Source organism: Parapedobacter sp. ISTM3, from assembly GCF_016533505.1.
Taxonomy (GTDB): domain Bacteria; phylum Bacteroidota; class Bacteroidia; order Sphingobacteriales; family Sphingobacteriaceae; genus Parapedobacter; species Parapedobacter luteus.
The window spans coordinates 24609-42624 of record NZ_JAENGN010000024.1; the positions used below are offsets into that span (position 1 = coordinate 24609).

At 46.6% G+C, this 18016-nt stretch carries 21 protein-coding genes; all 21 read right to left on the reverse strand.

The annotated features are described in order from the left end of the window. Window position 1: 1 nt before the first annotated feature. The gene (locus tag JHJ32_RS21310) at window positions 2–820 is read right to left on the reverse strand and encodes a DUF4249 family protein (RefSeq protein ID WP_079715125.1); all 819 of its coding nucleotides are present in this window, start codon (window positions 818–820) and stop codon (window positions 2–4) included. 4 nt (window positions 821–824) lie between these two features. Beyond that, the gene (locus tag JHJ32_RS21315; protein WP_200122474.1) at window positions 825–3437 is read right to left on the reverse strand and encodes a TonB-dependent receptor; all 2613 of its coding nucleotides are present in this window, start codon (window positions 3435–3437) and stop codon (window positions 825–827) included. A 44-nt stretch (window positions 3438–3481) separates the two neighbouring features. Further along, window positions 3482–4342 carry a FecR family protein gene (locus JHJ32_RS21320; RefSeq protein WP_200122476.1) on the reverse strand — a complete coding sequence of 287 codons (861 nt, stop codon included), beginning with the start codon at window positions 4340–4342 and terminating at the stop codon, window positions 3482–3484. Next, window positions 4317–4571: a hypothetical protein gene (locus JHJ32_RS21325; RefSeq protein ID WP_200122478.1), complete on the reverse strand. Its 255-nt coding sequence runs from the start codon at window positions 4569–4571 to the stop codon at window positions 4317–4319. The genes JHJ32_RS21320 and JHJ32_RS21325 overlap by 26 nt, the downstream gene beginning before the upstream one ends. A 123-nt stretch (window positions 4572–4694) precedes the next feature. Continuing rightward, window positions 4695–5252, reverse strand: a complete 558-nt coding sequence (locus tag JHJ32_RS21330) for an RNA polymerase sigma factor (protein WP_079715132.1) — start codon at window positions 5250–5252, stop codon at window positions 4695–4697. A 132-nt stretch (window positions 5253–5384) separates the two neighbouring features. Beyond that, entirely contained in the window at window positions 5385–5780 is a 396-nt protein-coding gene (locus JHJ32_RS21335; RefSeq protein ID WP_200122480.1) for a DUF1801 domain-containing protein, read from the reverse strand. Window positions 5781–6678: 898 nt separating this feature from the next. Next, on the reverse strand, window positions 6679–7701 hold the full coding sequence (locus JHJ32_RS21340; RefSeq protein ID WP_200122482.1) for a cytochrome-c peroxidase: 1023 nt from the start codon (window positions 7699–7701) through the stop codon (window positions 6679–6681). Between the two features lie 68 nt (window positions 7702–7769). Next, window positions 7770–8627 (reverse strand): MbnP family protein, encoded by an 858-nt coding sequence (locus JHJ32_RS21345; RefSeq protein WP_233632791.1) that lies wholly within the window; start codon window positions 8625–8627, stop codon window positions 7770–7772. Window positions 8628–8697: 70 nt separating this feature from the next. After that, the gene (locus JHJ32_RS21350) at window positions 8698–9066 is read right to left on the reverse strand and encodes a hypothetical protein (protein WP_200122484.1); all 369 of its coding nucleotides are present in this window, start codon (window positions 9064–9066) and stop codon (window positions 8698–8700) included. A gap of 1 nt (window position 9067) precedes the next feature. Then, window positions 9068–11062 carry a TonB-dependent siderophore receptor gene (locus tag JHJ32_RS21355; RefSeq protein ID WP_200122486.1) on the reverse strand — a complete coding sequence of 665 codons (1995 nt, stop codon included), beginning with the start codon at window positions 11060–11062 and terminating at the stop codon, window positions 9068–9070. A gap of 4 nt (window positions 11063–11066) precedes the next feature. Beyond that, window positions 11067–11993 carry a hypothetical protein gene (locus JHJ32_RS21360; protein ID WP_200122488.1) on the reverse strand — a complete coding sequence of 309 codons (927 nt, stop codon included), beginning with the start codon at window positions 11991–11993 and terminating at the stop codon, window positions 11067–11069. A 317-nt stretch (window positions 11994–12310) separates the two neighbouring features. After that, the gene (locus tag JHJ32_RS21365; RefSeq protein WP_233632792.1) at window positions 12311–12613 is read right to left on the reverse strand and encodes a hypothetical protein; all 303 of its coding nucleotides are present in this window, start codon (window positions 12611–12613) and stop codon (window positions 12311–12313) included. A gap of 272 nt (window positions 12614–12885) precedes the next feature. Then, window positions 12886–13095, reverse strand: a complete 210-nt coding sequence (locus tag JHJ32_RS23270; RefSeq protein ID WP_200122492.1) for a SymE family type I addiction module toxin — start codon at window positions 13093–13095, stop codon at window positions 12886–12888. Window positions 13096–13284: 189 nt separating this feature from the next. Further along, on the reverse strand, window positions 13285–13923 hold the full coding sequence (locus tag JHJ32_RS21375; protein WP_200122494.1) for a hypothetical protein: 639 nt from the start codon (window positions 13921–13923) through the stop codon (window positions 13285–13287). A gap of 12 nt (window positions 13924–13935) precedes the next feature. After that, on the reverse strand, window positions 13936–14886 hold the full coding sequence (locus tag JHJ32_RS21380; protein ID WP_200122501.1) for a relaxase/mobilization nuclease domain-containing protein: 951 nt from the start codon (window positions 14884–14886) through the stop codon (window positions 13936–13938). After that, the gene (locus JHJ32_RS21385; RefSeq protein WP_200122503.1) at window positions 14876–15256 is read right to left on the reverse strand and encodes a MobC family plasmid mobilization relaxosome protein; all 381 of its coding nucleotides are present in this window, start codon (window positions 15254–15256) and stop codon (window positions 14876–14878) included. The genes JHJ32_RS21380 and JHJ32_RS21385 overlap by 11 nt, the downstream gene beginning before the upstream one ends. 297 nt (window positions 15257–15553) lie before the next feature. After that, window positions 15554–15856, reverse strand: coding sequence for a MerR family transcriptional regulator (locus tag JHJ32_RS21390; RefSeq protein WP_200122505.1), 303 nt, complete (start codon window positions 15854–15856; stop codon window positions 15554–15556). 120 nt (window positions 15857–15976) lie between these two features. After that, complete coding sequence (locus tag JHJ32_RS21395) at window positions 15977–16474, reverse strand: nucleotidyltransferase (protein WP_200122507.1); 498 nt, start codon at window positions 16472–16474, stop codon at window positions 15977–15979. Continuing rightward, window positions 16464–16670 carry a hypothetical protein gene (locus JHJ32_RS21400; RefSeq protein WP_200122510.1) on the reverse strand — a complete coding sequence of 69 codons (207 nt, stop codon included), beginning with the start codon at window positions 16668–16670 and terminating at the stop codon, window positions 16464–16466. Before JHJ32_RS21400 ends, JHJ32_RS21395 begins: the two co-directional genes overlap by 11 nt. 70 nt (window positions 16671–16740) lie before the next feature. Beyond that, window positions 16741–17799 carry a hypothetical protein gene (locus JHJ32_RS21405; protein ID WP_200122511.1) on the reverse strand — a complete coding sequence of 353 codons (1059 nt, stop codon included), beginning with the start codon at window positions 17797–17799 and terminating at the stop codon, window positions 16741–16743. 16 nt (window positions 17800–17815) lie between these two features. Continuing rightward, window positions 17816–18016: hypothetical protein (locus JHJ32_RS21410; RefSeq protein ID WP_200122513.1), on the reverse strand; the 201-nt coding region annotated here is incomplete at its 5' end.

Consider the following 18016-nt stretch of genomic DNA (forward strand, 5'->3'; position numbering starts at 1 on the left):
ATCACTCCACCCGATATACGGCGGTATCGGTTTCCGAAAGCCTGAAATAACCCAGGGCGTAATTTCCCGCATCGGTTTGGTTGACAATGTTCCCGCGGATATTAGCCGGTGGCGTGCTGAACGGGTCTCCGCTCGCGCTCGCTAAAATCAGGCCCATGAAGCTGTAAAACTGCTGAGAGATGCCCGATAGGCTCATCCGTATTTCGTCTCCGCTTTCAAGATCACTGTGTATAAACGGCTGGAACAGTTCGTTGCCTTGTGTATATTGATTGTCCAATATCTCATAGGAAGGGAACAGCAGGAAACCGGTCGTTATTTCCGTAAGGTAAAAGTTCGGTGCATTGCCATCATCGTTAAAGTAAAAACGGACTTCGATGTTGTCTCCGAAAATGTTCAACACCCGCTGTTCTACGCGGCTGATTTCGGGCACGGGCACCAAGGTTTCGGTAGCGGTATATGTCTGATCACCGACAACTACCCGGAGTTCATACGTGCTGTGAAGTTCGGGGACGAAATCGGTGCATATGTACTCACCCGTACCAGGACGTTCAATAAAATCAAACCGTTGGCCAGCGGTGTTGGTCACGTACACCGTTGCCCCGGATACGGTTGGAATCTCCGTTGCATAATAGTCGGTTGTCGTGCTTAACTTGATCCGCTGGATAGCTCCGTCAGTGCCTTTTTCCCAGGAAATCGCCGCATCGACCACCAACCGGGGTTCGGCCGTATCCAGGTCGATATCAACTACTTTTTCACAGGCCACAAACAATGCCATAAAGGTGAGGGAAAATGCGATGCGCAAAAACGATTGAGTGTTCATCTTTTTAAAACTTAAAATTGTAAGAAATGCCGGGGATAATACCAAAAATGGAAAGCCGGGTTGCCTCGTTGATACCTGTATCTTCATTGGTCGCAAACCGGATGGAAGCTGCATTCATGCGATTGTACAGGTTATAGATACTAAATACCCATTCGCTTTGCCAACCTTTTTTTCGCTTGGGCTTGGGGATATAAGTCGCAGCGACATCCAGGTGGTGGTAGGCGGGAAGCCTGCTGTCATTCCGTGAGCCATAGCTGGGGATGGTGATGCCCCCTATCTGGTATTGTCCGTTTGGATGCGTCACCGGCCGTCCCGACTGCAAGGCGAAATTGGCTGCAAAAGACCACTTGTCGTTAAGTTCATAGACACTGGTGATGACCACGTTGTGCAACTTGTCGTAAGGGGAGAGGTACCATGCGCCATTGGCAATCCCCGGTTCTTCGGGCGTATGGCCCGGCGTCCGTTGTTCTGCCCGCGACAGTGTATAGGCTACCCAACCGGTAAGCCTTCCGGTATTTTTCCGGAGCAGGAACTCCCATCCCAGCGAGCGGGCTTCCCCGTTCAGGATGACCTGTTCGATAGCGTTGTTGGCGATCAGCTCGGCCCCGTCTATGTAATCGATGCGGTTTTGGACGGTTTTGTAAAACGCTTCGGTTTCAATGGTGTAGGTGTCGTCCGCAAAATTCTTGAAATACCCCATGGCCACTTGGTCCAGCAATTGGGGCTGGGCGAAGGGTCCGCTGGGCGTCCAGATATTTACCGGCGTAGGTGACTGGGTGTTGGCAAGCAAGTGCAGGTACTGCGTCATCCGGTTATAACTGGCCTTCAACGAGGTGTTGTCATCCAGCGCGTACGAAATCCCAATCCTGGGCTCCAGGTTGCTAAAGGAAGCAATTTTTTCGCCCCTTCCGTAGCTTGTCGACCCGATTGGGGTCCCTTTTTCATAGATTCCAAAAACGGGGTTGAAAACTACAGCACGGTTGTGTTCATAGCGGTTGACATCCTCCTGCCCAAACCGGTAAAATTGGCTGTAGCGCAGTCCATAGCGGACAGTCAGCTTTTCGGATAGTGTATGTTCGGCATCGATGTACAGCGAAGGTTCCAATGCATATTTTTTATCCAGCTGCATAAAATTGATGATCGACGCCGGGCCGCTGGGTTCCAGTGTACCGGGGTTAAAATCGTAGTACAATGAATTGACACCGTACTGCAGGCTGAAATCGTCCGAAAAGCGGTGTGAAAAGTCGTATTTCAACCCGTAGCTTTCAACCGCATTGTTCCACATGAAGTCGGCGAAATCCAGTTCCAGGCCGAAGCGGTAATCGCTATAGAACGTGGTCAAATCAGCGGTTAGGTCTTCGGAAAAGCGGTGCCTCCAGCGTAGATTGAGCATTGCGTTTCCGTACGAACTGAAAAACAAATCGTTGATGTCAAACACATCGCGTCCATAGTAGCCGGAGAGGTACAGGGAATTGTTTTCGTTGAGCGTGTAATTAAGCTTGGTATTGAGGTCAAAAAAATACCCGGAATTATCCTGGTTGGCAAGTTTTAGGAAAAGATGTGCGTAGGAACTTCTGCCTGACAGCATAAATGATCCTTTGTCCCTTTCGAGAGGGCCTTCGGCCGTCAGTCGGCTTGAAATCAGTCCAATACCGCCGTTCATGTGAAAATCCCGGTAATCGCCGGTCTTTTGACGGACGTCCAAAATGGACGAAACCCGTCCGCCGAACTTCGAAGGGATCCCGCCTTTGTACAGCTCCAACCCACTGATGGCGTCGGCATTGAATACCGAAAAGAAGCCGAACAGGTGGGAATCACCGTAAATGGGTGCGCCATCGAGCAGCATCAGATTCTGGTCTGCTGCTCCTCCCCGCACGTTGAATCCCGACGCTCCTTCACCCGCGCTGGTGACGCCTGGCAGCTGCATGAGCGACTTCAGGGGGTCGGACTCGCCAAGGACCACCGGGGTGCGTTTTATCTGCTCCATCGAAAGACGGTTCACACTCATCTGCGGCTTTTTGATTTCAGCGATGTTTTTCCTTTTTTCGGTAATCACTACTTCCTCCAAGGTTTCACTGTCCGCTGAAAGCGTGTAGTCTTTTGCCATATCACTGCGGAGCCAGACCTGGTCTTCCATATCCAAATACCCCATGTGGCTAATCCGTAACGTATAGTGCCCATTGGGCAGGCGGACAGAAAAGCGGCCTTCATCGTCGGTAGGGACCGATGTCCGCCTTTCTTTAATCGAAATATTGGCGCCGGAAACGGGGTGATGCTGTTCATTCAAAATCGTTCCGGATAACGTATAAGTTTCCTGCCCCTGGCTGGGAATAGGTTTTACAGTAATGTTGTGGCCTTGGCGACCGAACGTATAGCGAGACTTCTTTTCAAGCGCTGCGATTGTCGTTTCGATGTCATTCGGATCGATGGTGACCGTAAATCCCATTTTTTCTGCGATGTCCAGCTTATTGTCGTAGGCAAATTTATAGTCACTGTGGGCTTCAATCGTACTGAATAGCTGTTGAAGACTTGGGTTGTTTAAAATGATGCTGTTTTCCTGTGCTTGGCCGTGGTATAAAAACACGAGTGAAAACAACCAGACGAAGGTAAGTTTCATTTGTTTTCGGATGTGAGCTATGAGATATTCTGTTGTGATTAAAATTATCGTTCGTGTGTGAGTGTGATTTCCTTCCTTAAGGTGTCGATGTTTGAACGCACATCATAAATGGTAGTGATGGTCTTCATGATATTGTCCAACGGTTCATTTTTGCGGATACGCATGGTTACCCGCTCCTCCAGAATCCCCGACTCGCCCATTACCGTGTAGCCATAGGCCTGTTGTATATAGGCTGCGATTTCTGCAAGGCTCGCCTTTTCAAAATCGACGTATAGCGGAGCCGCACGTTGCCGGCTACGGAAGGGGAGGATCTCGGCTTTGGCATCGCGGTACACAAAAAGTTCGCCCGGCGACAGCATCCAATCTTGTTCTGCGCCTTCCACTTCCATTTTTACGCTGCCTTCATACAACGCCACCTCGATACTGCCACCGGCAAGGCTCTTTATGTTGAACGAGGTGCCGAGCACGGTGGTGATCGTACGATTGCAGGCCACGCTGAACGGCGCGTGCGCGTCTTTCGTGACTTCGAAGTACGCCTCGCCTTCCAATTTGATGGTTCTATCGCGTTGAAAGTTTTCGGCATAATGAAGCGTTGAGCCCGGTAGGAGATTGACTACCGAATGATCGGGCAGCGTAAACACGCGGATGGTTGCGCCGGTGTTTTCCACCAGCAGGAAATTGGTTCCGGCTCCGGCGTTTATCGCCCATTGCAGGGCCGCAATGACCAACATCACTGACGCCGCCACCGCGGAAAAGTATTTCCAATGGGTTTTCCATGAAACAACCTTTGTGGGTTTTTCAAAGGCTTTGCTGGCGAAGCGTTCCCAGGAAGCTTCCGCTTCCTCGTGTTGCGGTGCGGGATAGTCGGCGCGCCAAAGTTTATTGAGGTACTCGTTCAGTTTCATGTCTTGAGGTTTCTTTGCTGTACAATAGCTCGCATGAAAATCCGCTGTCAACCATCAACCGGATCACCTGCCCGGCGATCCCCCGGTCGGATTCGGTACGCAGAATTTTGTCAACGTCTTCCAGATCGAATGTAACCCTGCCGTTTGTGGCCAAGGGCTTCAGCGACTTCATAAGGGCTTCGGCCTGCCCGGGATCGGACACGTCGGTCTTGAAAATCTCAACTACCATATTGCTTTTTGATTGTTATCACAGCCACTTGACAACTTGGATCCGGGAAGTTCCTAATGGTTTGGTGAAATTTAACAATTTGTTAACACGAGCGAGCCCTTTAAGGGACCTGAAACCGTGTTCCTACGGATCCCGCAATGAAGCCTCGTTTTGGGCATGCGCTCTTAGAAATTTGTTGGCCAGGTACAGGTGGTTGGCAATGGTTTTCGGCGAAAGTCCGGTGAGTGCTTCGATTTCTTTGTAAGAATATCCGTTTATTTTGTGCATCCGGAAAATTTGTTCCTGTTTTTCCGGTAGCTTTTTTATCAGCCTTTCCAGAGCAGCTTCGCGTGCCGTTTCCAACGCTTCGTTCGGGGCGCGTCCGTCGGTTTCCAAAAGGAAATCGGAGGTGTCCAGGGCGGTGTTCCGCTTCTCCTTCTTAATATGGTTCAGGATGATGTTTTTGCATATGACGAAGATTTGTTTGTCCAGCAAGACATCTTCCTTCAGCAAGTGGCGGTTTTTATGCAGTTTTAGAAATGTTTCATGTACAAAATCCTCGGGAGACAACAAGCTGAAGTTGAATTTCCGTCCTATCCCAATCAGTTTCGGGTAATACCGTAAGTACAGTTCTTTGTATGCTGTCTGGTCGCCGGTTTTAAGCTTTTTGATAATTGCAGTATTGCCGGTGGTATCTTGCATGCCTGATGGATGTTTCCGTTGAATGGGCAAAGATAGGCCAGAAGTTTAATGAACTTTAAAAATAGATAAGATTTAACACGAATCTGTTTTTTCCCGTAGGGCGATCCAGCGGTAAGATGCGTGCTACACGGCTTATTTCAGGCGCTCCAACTTCCCCTTCCTTTTTGCGAGGTTCTTATAGTCCCACTGAATGGATTTGGATTTGTCTAACCATCGCTGCAGGTCTTTCACATTGACTTCTTCGACCGAATTGTAGAAGATTGATGCGTCTTTGAATTTTTTGCCCTTGACATTCAGCGCTTCCTCTTCAAAGTCTGCTCCGCTCCAAAACATCAGTCTGATGCCCGCTTTTTGTTTGCTGTAGCCAACCGTCGGATTGCCATCCAGAAACCAAACGGGGTGTGCATGCCATATTTTGTTTTCAGCTTCGGGCAGGTGTTTAGTGATTTCGCTGGCCAGCAATTCACAAATGGATTTATCTGTGGCGTCCTTAGCATCGTTGTATGCTAATATGTCTTTGGAAATCATATTATATTTTATACGCAAATTTACATACTCATATTTAATAAAGCACCTCAATGGTGCAACCGGAGGTAACTCTTTCTTTTTTAACGCGGACACCGATGATTTCACAGCGGGTTAAGCAAATATAGTGTTTTATCTCCTGGTCTTGCCGAACCGATATGTGAATCAGGAACCCTTCACTTTCCTGCAAAATCTGACAGACCTCCTCAATATCAGGTGGCGATATGTATGTCCTAATGGCGGAAGTTTAGGTTTTTAATGGCAATTACCACAGAGCAAACTGAAACGGTAGGGGGGAAGTTATTGGTTAGTTCACAGGTTTTGTAATTGATCCCTGATCTTCAAAACTTGCCCTATTTTTAGCCCTACTACATAAAAAAAGCACCAATCGTGTGTGACTGATGCTTTTTTAGTAGCCCGTAGGGGGATTCAAAATATTGCTTTATCGTGACAAAAACAGCGATTTTTAAAATTCGGGGGTTCTTTTTGTGGTTCTTTTTAGACAGTGCTAAGTACCCCCTATGTTTGTTCGGTCATTGATGTAAATGTACAGGTTTCTGACGACATAAAGGAGATAACTCCCTCTAATTTTATCGGCTGGCGAAAGAAAGGAGAAAGACTGACACGAAAGAAATTCACCGTAAACAGCCCAAAGCGAGAACAGCAAGGGCTAAGAGCGGTGGGGTTTCGCAGGCCACAAATGAGCGAGGGGAAATAACAAACAAAAAGGACAGCAAAATTAGCGGATATAGGCTGACTGCACACGCATAATGCCCCAGCTCGTATCTCGCAGGGTCACCCTTTGGGGCTTATAGTGCTTCGTTATCCTAATATCCGTTGGTAGAACAGCTTTCTTTTTTTTGTTTTTTTCTTTTAGATGTAGGAGATACTTTCCGATAAATCACTTGCCAACAAACGAACTGTCGCTTAACGTTTTAATAAAGTCGATAATATCTTCTTTTTCCTGTTCGGTCATCGGTATCCTGTTGCCATTCTCTTTCAAAATGGGGTCAAGGTTATCAGCATACAAAACGCCATTGTCGAAATAATCCAAAACAGCTTTCAAGGTCGGAAACTGACCAAAACTCCCATACGGTGCGGTATATTCGGCGTTCCGCAAAGAGGGAACACGGAAACGCATCAAATCATCGGGTACTCCTGTTACCCTTGCACGTCCTGCCTCGTCCGTCCTTGGGTTCACGGGAAAGCCTACATTTCTGAAACTTTGGTCAGTAAACAGTTCGGTGCTGTGGCAACTTGCGCATTTCATTTTAAACGTGTGATAGCCCCGTGCTTCGCTTTCCGTGAATGTCTCTCCCTCGTTCCGTTTTACTCTGTCGTATTTACTGTCGGCGGAGATTAGTGTATATTGATATTGCGAAAGGCTTCGGTAAATCCTATCGGGGGTAATGTCTTCATCACCGAATGCTTTCCTGAACAACTCCCTGTATTCATATTCAACCTTTAATTTTCCAATGACTTCCAAAATGGAAGAGTTCATTTCTTCGTGCGCGATGATGGGAACTAAGGGCTGGCTTTCCAGTGTAAGTTTGTTTCCATCCCAATTGTAGAACTTCATGAATGCCAAATTCTGGATTGGTGGCGTATTCCGAAGTCCAACCCTGCCATAAACCCCTATGGCTTGGATATTATTGTCGGCAAAAGCACTCGACTGGTTGTGGCAACTGGCACATGAAATCGTGTTATTGCCACTGAATTTTTTCTCGTGGAATAATTTTTCGCCTAATTCCACACCATATTTGGTGGGTCTGTTCCTATCCACGGATGGGTTCAATGCCGGAAAACCATACGGTATCTCCAATGGGATTTCGGGGTTGTCATGAGGCATCGGCCCAATGTTATCCTCCCTGTCGCAGGATAGCAACAGCAATAAGATGGACAACATTATGAGTACCTTTTTCATGTATCTGAGTGATATAACGGAAAAAGAGCCACCGTTGTCCGTGGATTTAGGTGGCTCTCCATCCAATGTTAGTTATCTACGCTACCGATAGAAAACATTCCCGTAATGTCACTTGTACCGTCTCCACCCAAGTTGTCAACAAATTTGACCATATTGACGGCGGTATGGATGCTTGGCGTTGCGTTCCCTGCCCCTAACGTAATCGTATTGGTCTTTCCACTCAACAGTTTGTCAAAATCAGCATTGATGGTAATCCGTGGCGCATTACTGCCGACAACTGCATTGTTCGGAAGCGTGAGGGTAATATCCCTATAGGCATCGACCCCTTGCGTATAGGTGTCTGGGTCGCCGTTCGTTCCCTCCACGGTGCTTCCGGTATGGATAGATAGCGTTTTGTTATCCGTGTCGTAAAAACCCTCAATCTTCGTAAAACGATACCCTGTTCCCCATTCCCAATGCATTTCGGTATCATTTGCCCCTGCCTCCGCATAAAAATCAGGGAACCTTGCCTCATCCAATGTATTCAGTTCGGGCTTTACCCCCAAACCGAATTTCAGCTGTCTGTATTCACCTACTGGAATATTGGTCAGTACATAATCCAAGGTCTGCGGTTTGGAATGGTTTACAACGGTTGCCCCCTTGTCCAAATCGTTGATATTGTAGGGGATTTCTGCACCGTCCGCTTTTACAAGACGGATATTACTTACCACATATTTCAATTCTGAAAAGTGGTGCGCTTGCCCCTCGGCCGAAGTATTCACCGTAGCCGTGGAAGATGTGGCATCGCCAAGCACGATAGTCGTATTTTTAAATGTGTTGTTGAAATGTAAGGTAATGTTATTGGCGACAGGATTGTCATCCTTGCCACAGGACACCAATGCCGATAAAGAAACGAACAGTAAGAAGTATTTTGTTAATGCTTTCATTATGATATTTTTAAAAGTTAAATTTTGTTCTTGATTTAATATTGCTTTTCAATAAGTCCATGTTCATAAGTCAAGCAATGGGCGGTGGCACAAAGATTTCCCTGTAAGGTTCTGAATAGTGGATTGCCTTGTAAATGGGGGTATATTTACGCAATTCAATGATTAAACTCTTTAATTCAAACTCCGTGAATGAAATAGGAAGCATGTCAACCCTTTGGTAAATACCGATGGAAGCCGGGTCACTGTTCCCTGTTTTTTGCAACTGCTTTTTCAGATGGCAAGTTCCGTGGCAATGCAGTTCGGGCTTGCTTTTGTTGACACAAAACTCCTGTTCTATTGCCTCTTGGTTCAGCTTAAAGTGCATGACGATAATGGCTTGCTGAAACCCAACCAGCAAGGACAAGACCATCATCATAACACTAAAAACCTGCTTCATCATTCTAAAAATTGAATTTCAATGAAGTGAAAATATTGCGCCCTATCCTTGGTATATTCCCCCAATCGGCATAGGTGCTGTAATGCTCATTGAACAGGTTCTCCGCACCGACCTGTAAAACGGCTTTGTAATTCCTAAAGCTGAACGTGTAATCCGCAGATATGTTCCACACCATATATGCCGGAGTAAGGTCTTCACCATATTCGGGGCTGTAATTCTCCTGTGCAAGGTCACCGTTCACCGAAGTCCGAATGCCAAACTGCCTGTGCATATAATAAAGTGAGGTCTGATAGCTCAACGGACGGATGAAAGGCAGGTTGCCTCCTTTGTCGTCCGTTGCCCGTGCATAGGTAAGCATCCCTTTCCAATGCAGGTGTGGCAGTATATCGTAATTGGCATTCAATGCCATGTTGAAAAGTTTGGTGTGGTTCAATGATGTGTAACCTTTCACACCGACCGACTGATAGTTCATCGGGCTTCCCAAACTCAAAATCCTACCAACGATATAATTCTCAATATGGAAATAGTTTACCTTGGCTTCTATGCCCATCCGTTCGTTTTTATATCCTGCACTCGCATTGGCCTCATAGGAAATTTCATTTTTCAAATCGGGATTTCCAATGTAATCGTAGCGGTCAAAACTGTTATAGATATAATATCCGTACCCCTCCGAAACGGATGGCGCACGATGCCCATACCCTGTTCCGACAGAGAAATCAAATTGATTGATATGGAGTTCGTAACTGGCATGTAAGCCCGGCAATATCCTGTTTTTTTCCTGCGGTGTGCCGGGATGGAAAATCCAGTTGAACTCCACATATTTGGAACGGTTATAGTTCCATCCCAAAGAACCTCCGAAATTCACTCGGCTCATATCCGACATATCCCATGAATTGTTCATCGAAAGCCCTGCAAAACGGGTCGTCACCCAAGGCCAGCTATACGCAAACATTGTTTTCTTGCTCCTGTCCTGTGGGTACATGGTCATTTCCGCAATGGATAGATTGTCGTAAACGTTCAATTGGATTTCGGAACTGTAATCGCCGTGTTTCAGATTAGCTTTGGAAACCAGTCCGTAGGTGGTACTCCAGCCCGGCATATCCATGTGGACAAGATTTTCGGGTCTCTTGGTATCATCCATGTAGTGTTCCACTGCATTGAAATACACCTTGCTATCCCATACCCTCAACAATCCATCTTCAAACAACTGCTTATAGGATGCCGATGTGATAATAGCACGGGAAAGCCATAAATCCATGGGGAGCGCAGGGAAACCCACGTCTTTCGCCTTATCGTAGATGGCATCAACCCTTATCGACGAGAGTTCCCCCGTTTTGTACGCCAATCCCAAAGAGGTGTTGAATTTATTGAATTGTGAATGGTTTACCACATTATTATTTCCATCGTAATAATTCCCTGCCTTGCGGAAAGCGATACTACCGTCTGCCACGAACCTATCACTGGAATAGGAAAGGTTTCCGAGGTTGAAAAACTGTTTGTTGTTGGTCTCAAATCCCGTTTGATATGCTCCGTTCCATGTTTTTTCAAGGCCGAACGGCGTACTCTTTCTTTTTAGGTCGATGCTCCCTGCCACGGTTGCCCCATGCATATTGCCCTCTTGCCCCGATGTAATATCAATGGTGGAAAGGTTGTTGCTCTCCACGTATGAAGTAACGGGGTCCATTTTATCCGTACACGCCCCAAAAACGTGCATTCCGTCAATGGTAATGGTGGAGCGTTCCGTACTCATGTTGTTGAGCAACGGCTCCCATGCGTATGCACCCCGTTTGATGAAGCTGATATTGTCGGAAGATGCCAAAAATTCATCCACAGAAACAGCCATTTTCATCTCTGTCTCGATTTTCCGCTTGGCAATGGCCGTTATGGTTACCTCTTCAAGGGTTTTGGTACTGTCGCTCTGTTCCTGCCTGTGCGTGTGTTGTGCATTCGCCGTTATTCCAAGAAAGAGAGCCAAAAAAGCAATACTTGTTTTTTTCATAGTCTTAGAATAAAATATCAATATGCAATTCGCTTTTCAAACCCTCCACGCCCGGCGTGAAATCGGTCGGCACGACCGTGCCTTTCAGTATCTGCCCCTGTTGGTTCAATAGGATAAAATTCAATGTCCAGTTCCCTGTCATGGTGTAGTTAACAACACCGTGGTACAGCCCATCATCTTGCTGAGTCAAATCTTCGTTGTTGGGCGAGGAATGGTTTCCCATGGATGGTTCGGGCATCCGTGGGTCTAACTGCAAGGTAAAACCGCTTACCTCGGTATAGGAAAACTGTGAGGCATCGGGAAAATCTCCGGACGGGGGATTGGTCGGTCTATTGTACCTGTAAATTCCGGCGACCAGTTCGTTTTCGCCAACTTTGGGCTTTTGTGGTGATACCAAAGCTATGAAATACTGCTGTTCATCCTTTCCCGTGAACGTGGTCATGTTCAGATTTTGGTTCGTCTGTTCGCTAACGGAGATATTTTGTTTGACCGTATGGGTTTGCCCTGCAATCGTGAAACTGATATAAAGTTCCCAAGTTCTTTCTGCACCGCTCTCGTCCGTAAATACCGAATATCCCGAAAAATAGCTTTCGTCCTGTCTATACACCAAATCGTACCGATGGGGGCAGGAAGTTCTGTCGCCATTGGCATTGGACATGATGGGCAGGAATGTTACTGCCGTTGCATCCGCTTCTGCGTCGGTCTGACTGTCCGTAATCTTCAGGCGGATTTCGTTGTAGCCCTTATAGAATGTTCCATTTAAGGCTTCAATGCTGATTTTATATCCATCGCTGTTGATGGCATAAACCTCTTTAAACTCGTGGTGTTCGGTAACTTCCGTGTCGATTTCCGCTTCGTAGTCCGTTTTTTCTTTTGTACAGGACACCACCACAAAGCATAATACGGTGAGAAAAAGTATTATTTTCTTCATTGTTATTAACAAATGTGTTGTGAAACCATCACGATTTTCAGGCCACGTAGTGGAATGGAAATCTGATAGCTTCATCACCTTTAAAAATTAAGTTATATCAGATGAAAAATGATTGAAATCCAGTAGGCAGTTGTCCACTTTGGACAAGTTTATGGTATCACCCAAATATGAATGCAAACGGTAATAATACCTATCGCAGATGTTTACTGAAATATTCGGAAACGTATCGGGTTAACACGGCATATCAATTTCAACGCTGTACCCTACGATACGAAAATATGTCGAATTGAATTTAAGCCTAATGCTACTGGTATGCGTTAAGCGATTGGGGGGCGGAATACAGGGTTGTTGTAGGTAAACCTATAATCAATCAGATAGGGCGAAAAGATTTCTTCGCTGATTTCCTCGTTCGGTTGGTAAACGGTAAAAACGGTTTGTTCTTTATGAACATAGTGCGCACTGTATTCATATACCACCAAGTTCTTTTTGGTTTCCTCTTTCTCCTTTTCCCTTATTTTCTTCATCAGCACACATTGACCGTCACAATGGAGCTGGGGCTTGTCTTTGTTGATACATTTCGCAATGTAATCGGGCAGGTGTATCTGATAGTCCACGGCCATGATACTGCGATAGAATGATTGCAGTGTCAAAGCGACTAATAGGATATATGCACAAAAACGTATCAAAAGGAAATTATTTTGGGTCAAATATACAGAAACAATCGTTCATAGAAATGACAAACGTCATTTTTGTCAAACATTAGAGCTTTCCTCGACGAACTAAAAGACGTTCAGCATTAAGATATGATTATGGGTAAGGTTTATTGCACAGTTGGAGCTGGTATAATAAAAAAACCGTCAATTCCCCTTGAACTGACGGTTTTATCATTTCATTATTCATCTAATCGAATAATGAGCAATTTGTCCATTGTTGTGACCGTTACTCGTTTTTGGGGAGAAAACCCCAATCTATCGAGCCATAGTCCGCTTAATCTGATAACGGGAACCGTGGTTTCACTCCAACGGTTAGACTTGATGGTTGGTTGGATTTTTAAGCTCCTGACCTCTGGTCGTTTGCTTACTCTCTTCTTGTGTGTTCGCATAACTTTTTGAAGATTTTAAGTAAGTAGCCTGACAGTACTGCGAACACACAAGAAGACTTGATATGTGCAGGACTTGCACCTGCTCTCTGTCAGGCATATTGTTAAACATTAAAGTTTTCATTGGATTGCTCCCTATGTATTCGCACTACAAATATAATATCCTAAACCCATTAAACCAAAATGCCTTAATTAATCCCTGTCTTTTTGCTCTTTCAGCCGTTCAAGTTTTTCTTTAGCCTGTTCTGCCTGCTCCGTGGACTGTTTAGCATTTTCTTCGGCTTTTCTAATGGCAAGCAATTTTTCTTCTTCCTGCTTCACCCAAATTTTAAGTTCTTTGGGGTTGCTGTTGTATATGGAATCAATATCCATTGATACGGGTGGATAAAATATTCTCACCATCCGGATTTTGATATCGCTGGCGTGCAGAGCCGAATTTGACCGCCAAAGCTGAAAGCTGGCGAAAAGAGAAAATACCGATACAAGCACAAGGACTGCCCCCGTAATGATATACGGTTGTTGTCTCCCTGTTAGGCGATGCTCCACATTGACCTTTATCCGCTGTGGCAACTCGCTTATTTCTTTCTTCTGTTCCTCCAAAGCGATGACAACATTGTCGGTTGCATTAACGTGCTGTAAGATGGAGTCTTTCAGCCCGACAAGCGTTTCCTCCGTTACTTTACTATCCAACTTTTTGCTTATTTCAGCCAGTTCGTCCGAATAGTCCTTGGCTTCTGACTGCTGTTTTTCGATTTCCTGTAGACGTCCGTCCATGCTCACCATGACCTCCTGTAGGTCTTTTAGGGTGGTCTGTAATTCCTGTTCGTTCATTTCTTTAGTGTTTTATCTGCTGATTCCTCTTGATTTTTCTTCCTCTGGTTTCTTTTTTTTCTTTCGCCAATTTGGGTCGGGTTCGGGCTCTATCGAAGCGGGCATGTTCAATAGGTCACCGAGCAAGCCCATTCCCGCTTCGTATGTATCTGACCGCTGTTCCTGTTGTCCGAGTACTTCCCGTATCTCGTCGGCAAGGGTTCGGTTTTCCGTGGTGGAGTGCGTTATTCCTATTGCTCGGTTTTCGCTTAGCTGTTTCTCTATCCCTGCAAAACTGTATTTGCGGTCGATTGCCGAACCTTTGAACTTCACACCGTCCTTTTCAAAGGAAATGCCCTGTACCTCATTTGTTCCGCTACGGTACTTGTATTGGATGCCGATACCATATTTTGCAAGCGTCGTTTCTACCTGCTTCCACGTTGTGGCTTTTGCCATGATGTCGTTAAGGGCATCAAGAATGGCATAGCGCAATTTGTCGTTTCCTTTCAACGCCTGCCTGTTTACCTTTGCCTTGCCCTTGCCGAGATGGTAGCCGTAACGCTCGGTCATCTCCCTGCATATCTTTCGGCTCTTGTGCCAGTGGTTGAAATTGCCTATCGTCTTTCCATCGTTGTCCACTCTGTTGTAGACGATATGGAGATGCGGATGTTTTTTATCCGTATGCAGTACGGTTATGTATTGGGTGTTCTTGATGCCCATTTTTTCCATGTACTCCCTTGCGTGCTGTTCCATTTTCTCCAACGTGAGCTTATCCCTGTCCTCGTTGCTCCAACTTAGCACGGTATGCCCTACGGCATTGCCAAGCTTTGGACGCATCCTGCGCTGGGCATTCAGGTCGCTGGTAATCGCCTTGATGCTGTAATCCCTAACGCCTGCCGAATCCAAAACCTTTGATTGCTCACGCTCCAATAGGTAGCGGATACATCCGCCGAAACTCTTGCCTACGATTAGTTTAGCTATCATCTTTACCAATCCTTTCCATTAAACGCTCCACTTCGCCGAGTAACCTGCGTAGATCCGCCATGATTGTCACAAGCCCACCCGTATGCGCAAGTTTGGTCAACTGGTTGAGGTTGTTCGCCATCCCCGACAGGGTACGCAGGTGGCTGGCTTCCTCTTTTGAAAGTCGTGGTCTTACGACCGCCGTCCTGGCGGTCTTTCTGAACCATTCGCTTATAACCATTCCTGCGCTCTTTGCCCTGTTCGCTATGGCGAGCCGTTCGGTAGGGGTCAAGCGGACGACTAAGGAAACGCTTCGGGTGATGGCTTTTTTAGGCCGTCCACGTGTGCGTTTTTTGCCGTCCGTTCCGTTTTCTTTTGCCAATTTTTTCATTGGCAAACCTCCCCAAGTTTACGGACTGCGACCATCGGGAGCATCCGACGTTCCCCACTCGCTGGAGCGTAGGGGAACGGTTTTTTGCATTGCAAAAAAAAAACTTGCTCCCTACAGGGCGACAAAGGTTTACCTTTGGAGAACTGACTGCGGATGGTCGGTCTTTCCTGCTGTCTTTCCACCATTCTTTCCTGCTGATACCCTGCTCTTGATGGCGGTCACTGCTTACCTGTTTGGTCGGATAAATAGCTAAGGGGATAACTGGATATATCACTATATCATTGTTTGGATATACCATCATTTCACCCCCTTTCCGCTCCTTGCAAGAGCATCACGGATGGCCTCGTCCGAATAGTAGACCTTTCGGCCTATGCGTCGGGGCACGAGGATGCCTGCCTTTTCCCAATAGTGCATGGTGGAATAGGCCACGCCGAGCATGAGCCGTGTCTCGGCTCTCGTCCTGTAACCTATGTTCTGTGGGGGTGGGGTCGGCTTTTCTGCCGTTTCTCCGTGGAGTGCCTCTCTAACGGCCTCCTTTACATTCTCGGATAGGATTTCCTTGAACTCCCTGTCCGAATAACTTGTGAATATCTGCGCCATATCAAACGTATTTGTATGGAGCAATGTTCGGGGGGATTCAAAGGGGGATTGGTCACTATTTCATTTTTGTTCGATAGGATGCCCTGCGGTACTGTTTAAGATATATGGGGCATATATCAGCTATCTTCTTAGTCCTCTTTTTCTTTGGGCAGGTTCGTCCTCTTGTTGCTTTTTCAGCTTTTCAAGTGCTTCGATATCCCCAATGTCTTTGGGTCTTCCCACGTTCCGCTTGTTGCGGATGAGGTCATTGGCACTGATAAACGATATATCAAGTCCGTCTATTTCGGTTTCAAGACGGGTATGGTACGCCTCATCGAAGTCAACACCCGATATGGCATTAAGGATGTCTATGCGTAACGGCGGATAGCCCAATTGGGTAACGTAGTTTTCCCGTAGGAAGTCTTCCTCGGTAAGCCCAAGCTTGCCAAATCCGAACTCGTCTATCACCTTGACCATTTTGCCTGCGTTCTCCGCATCGGGCTTTATCCATATATCGAGGTCACCCGTGTGCCTCGGCCTGCCGTGAAAGGAAAGGGCATAAGCTCCTACCACCATGTACTTAACTTGGTGGTTGTTCAGAAGCTGGACGAAGTCGGTAAAATCCTGTTCAAATATCATCGTTGCGCTGGGTTACTGTTTTTTCCATGTGTTGGGGGTATGTTCCGAGCAACCAACTGTAATATGCCCTGCGCAGGCGTGTTACTTCGGCTATCCGCTCGGAAGCTGGACGGTCTAACCAAAACTGGATATCCCGTAGGTCTTCCTCGTCTATCTTTACTTGGCTGGCAACCATTGCCATCTTTCTCTTTTTCATGTTCTCTTTATAGACTTGTTAGTGTAAAAATACGGAATTTCGGACAGAAATAAAACAGTGCAAAGGGTGTTTATCCGTTCCTGCCCGTGTTCTTTCTAATGTCGTTGACAAACCTGCCTTTGGGAAAATCCGTATCGGGGCAAACGCTTTTCAGATAATTAAGTACCTTATCTTCGTTCTTGGCTTCAAAATCCTTTAGTTTGGCACTTCCCGTCGCATTGAACAGTTTGACATCACGTTCGGCCGTGTCCGCCTTGATGGGTTTGCCACCGAGGATTTTCTGTAGAATCTTGCCCATTTGTCCGTATGTCAGGCCATCGTTCCAGATGGACTTGTCAAGGAACCCCAGCTTGTAAAAGAAGTACATGCGGAGCCTGCCGTTCTCTATGGGGCTGGATGGGTCTATTACTCCATTGTCCGCTTCTTCTTCCTCCTTTTTGTATTCCGACAGTATTCCCTCCAACGTGCGGTTGCGCTCCGTAACGGCGGTTATCTCGTCCTGCTGTTCCTTTACGGTTCGGGCAAGTTCCATGCGCCCAGCATCCAGCACGGCCAAAAGGGCATTTTTTTCCTGTAACTCGGTTTCAAGTTCTTTTACCCTGCTTTCAAGCCCTCTTATTTTCTCCTGCTCTGCGGAAGTGTAACGGTCGATAACTCCCTTTATACCGTGCATGAGGTAGGAACGGATTTGGTCGGGGTCGCCGTCTATGAAGTAGGTGTCGCGGATATCGTCATCGTCCTGTATGATGTCGAAGACAATGCCGTCCGCACTCAATTGCCTTAACTTCGTTTCGTAACGCTTGAATTTCTCCACGTCAATGCGCACCTTTATCTTGTGCAAGCCATGCTCTACGGCCATAGCTTCCAGTTCGGCAAGCAAGGGGTTCAGTTGTTTCTGTACTTCCTCCCGAAAGTGGGGTATGTATGGTGCGTCGGTTATGGCCTCTGCCAATCGGTGGTATGTGCCGTCGTTGATGCCCTTGAAAAATTCCATCCAAGCGGTGGCAAAGTAATCCTGTCCGCCGATGGCATCCCATTCCAAACCCGTACCCGTTTGCAGGAACGTGCGACCGTACCAAGTGAAGTCGGCAAGTAGGCTATTTAGGTGTTTTAAATCCTTTAAATTCATGTGGGTTCTGTTTTGGTTATCCTGCCTTATCCAGTTCTATTTTTGCGGTCACCGTATCAAGTATGAGCTGTGCGTTTTCCTCACGGGTCATCTTGATATATTTAAAGAAATTGGTTTCCGTGGTATGCCCCGTTATCTTCATGATGGTGAATGTGGGAAGCCTGTAGTGCTTGTACATATTGGTGGCAAACGAACGCCTTGCCGTGTGCGTTCCAAC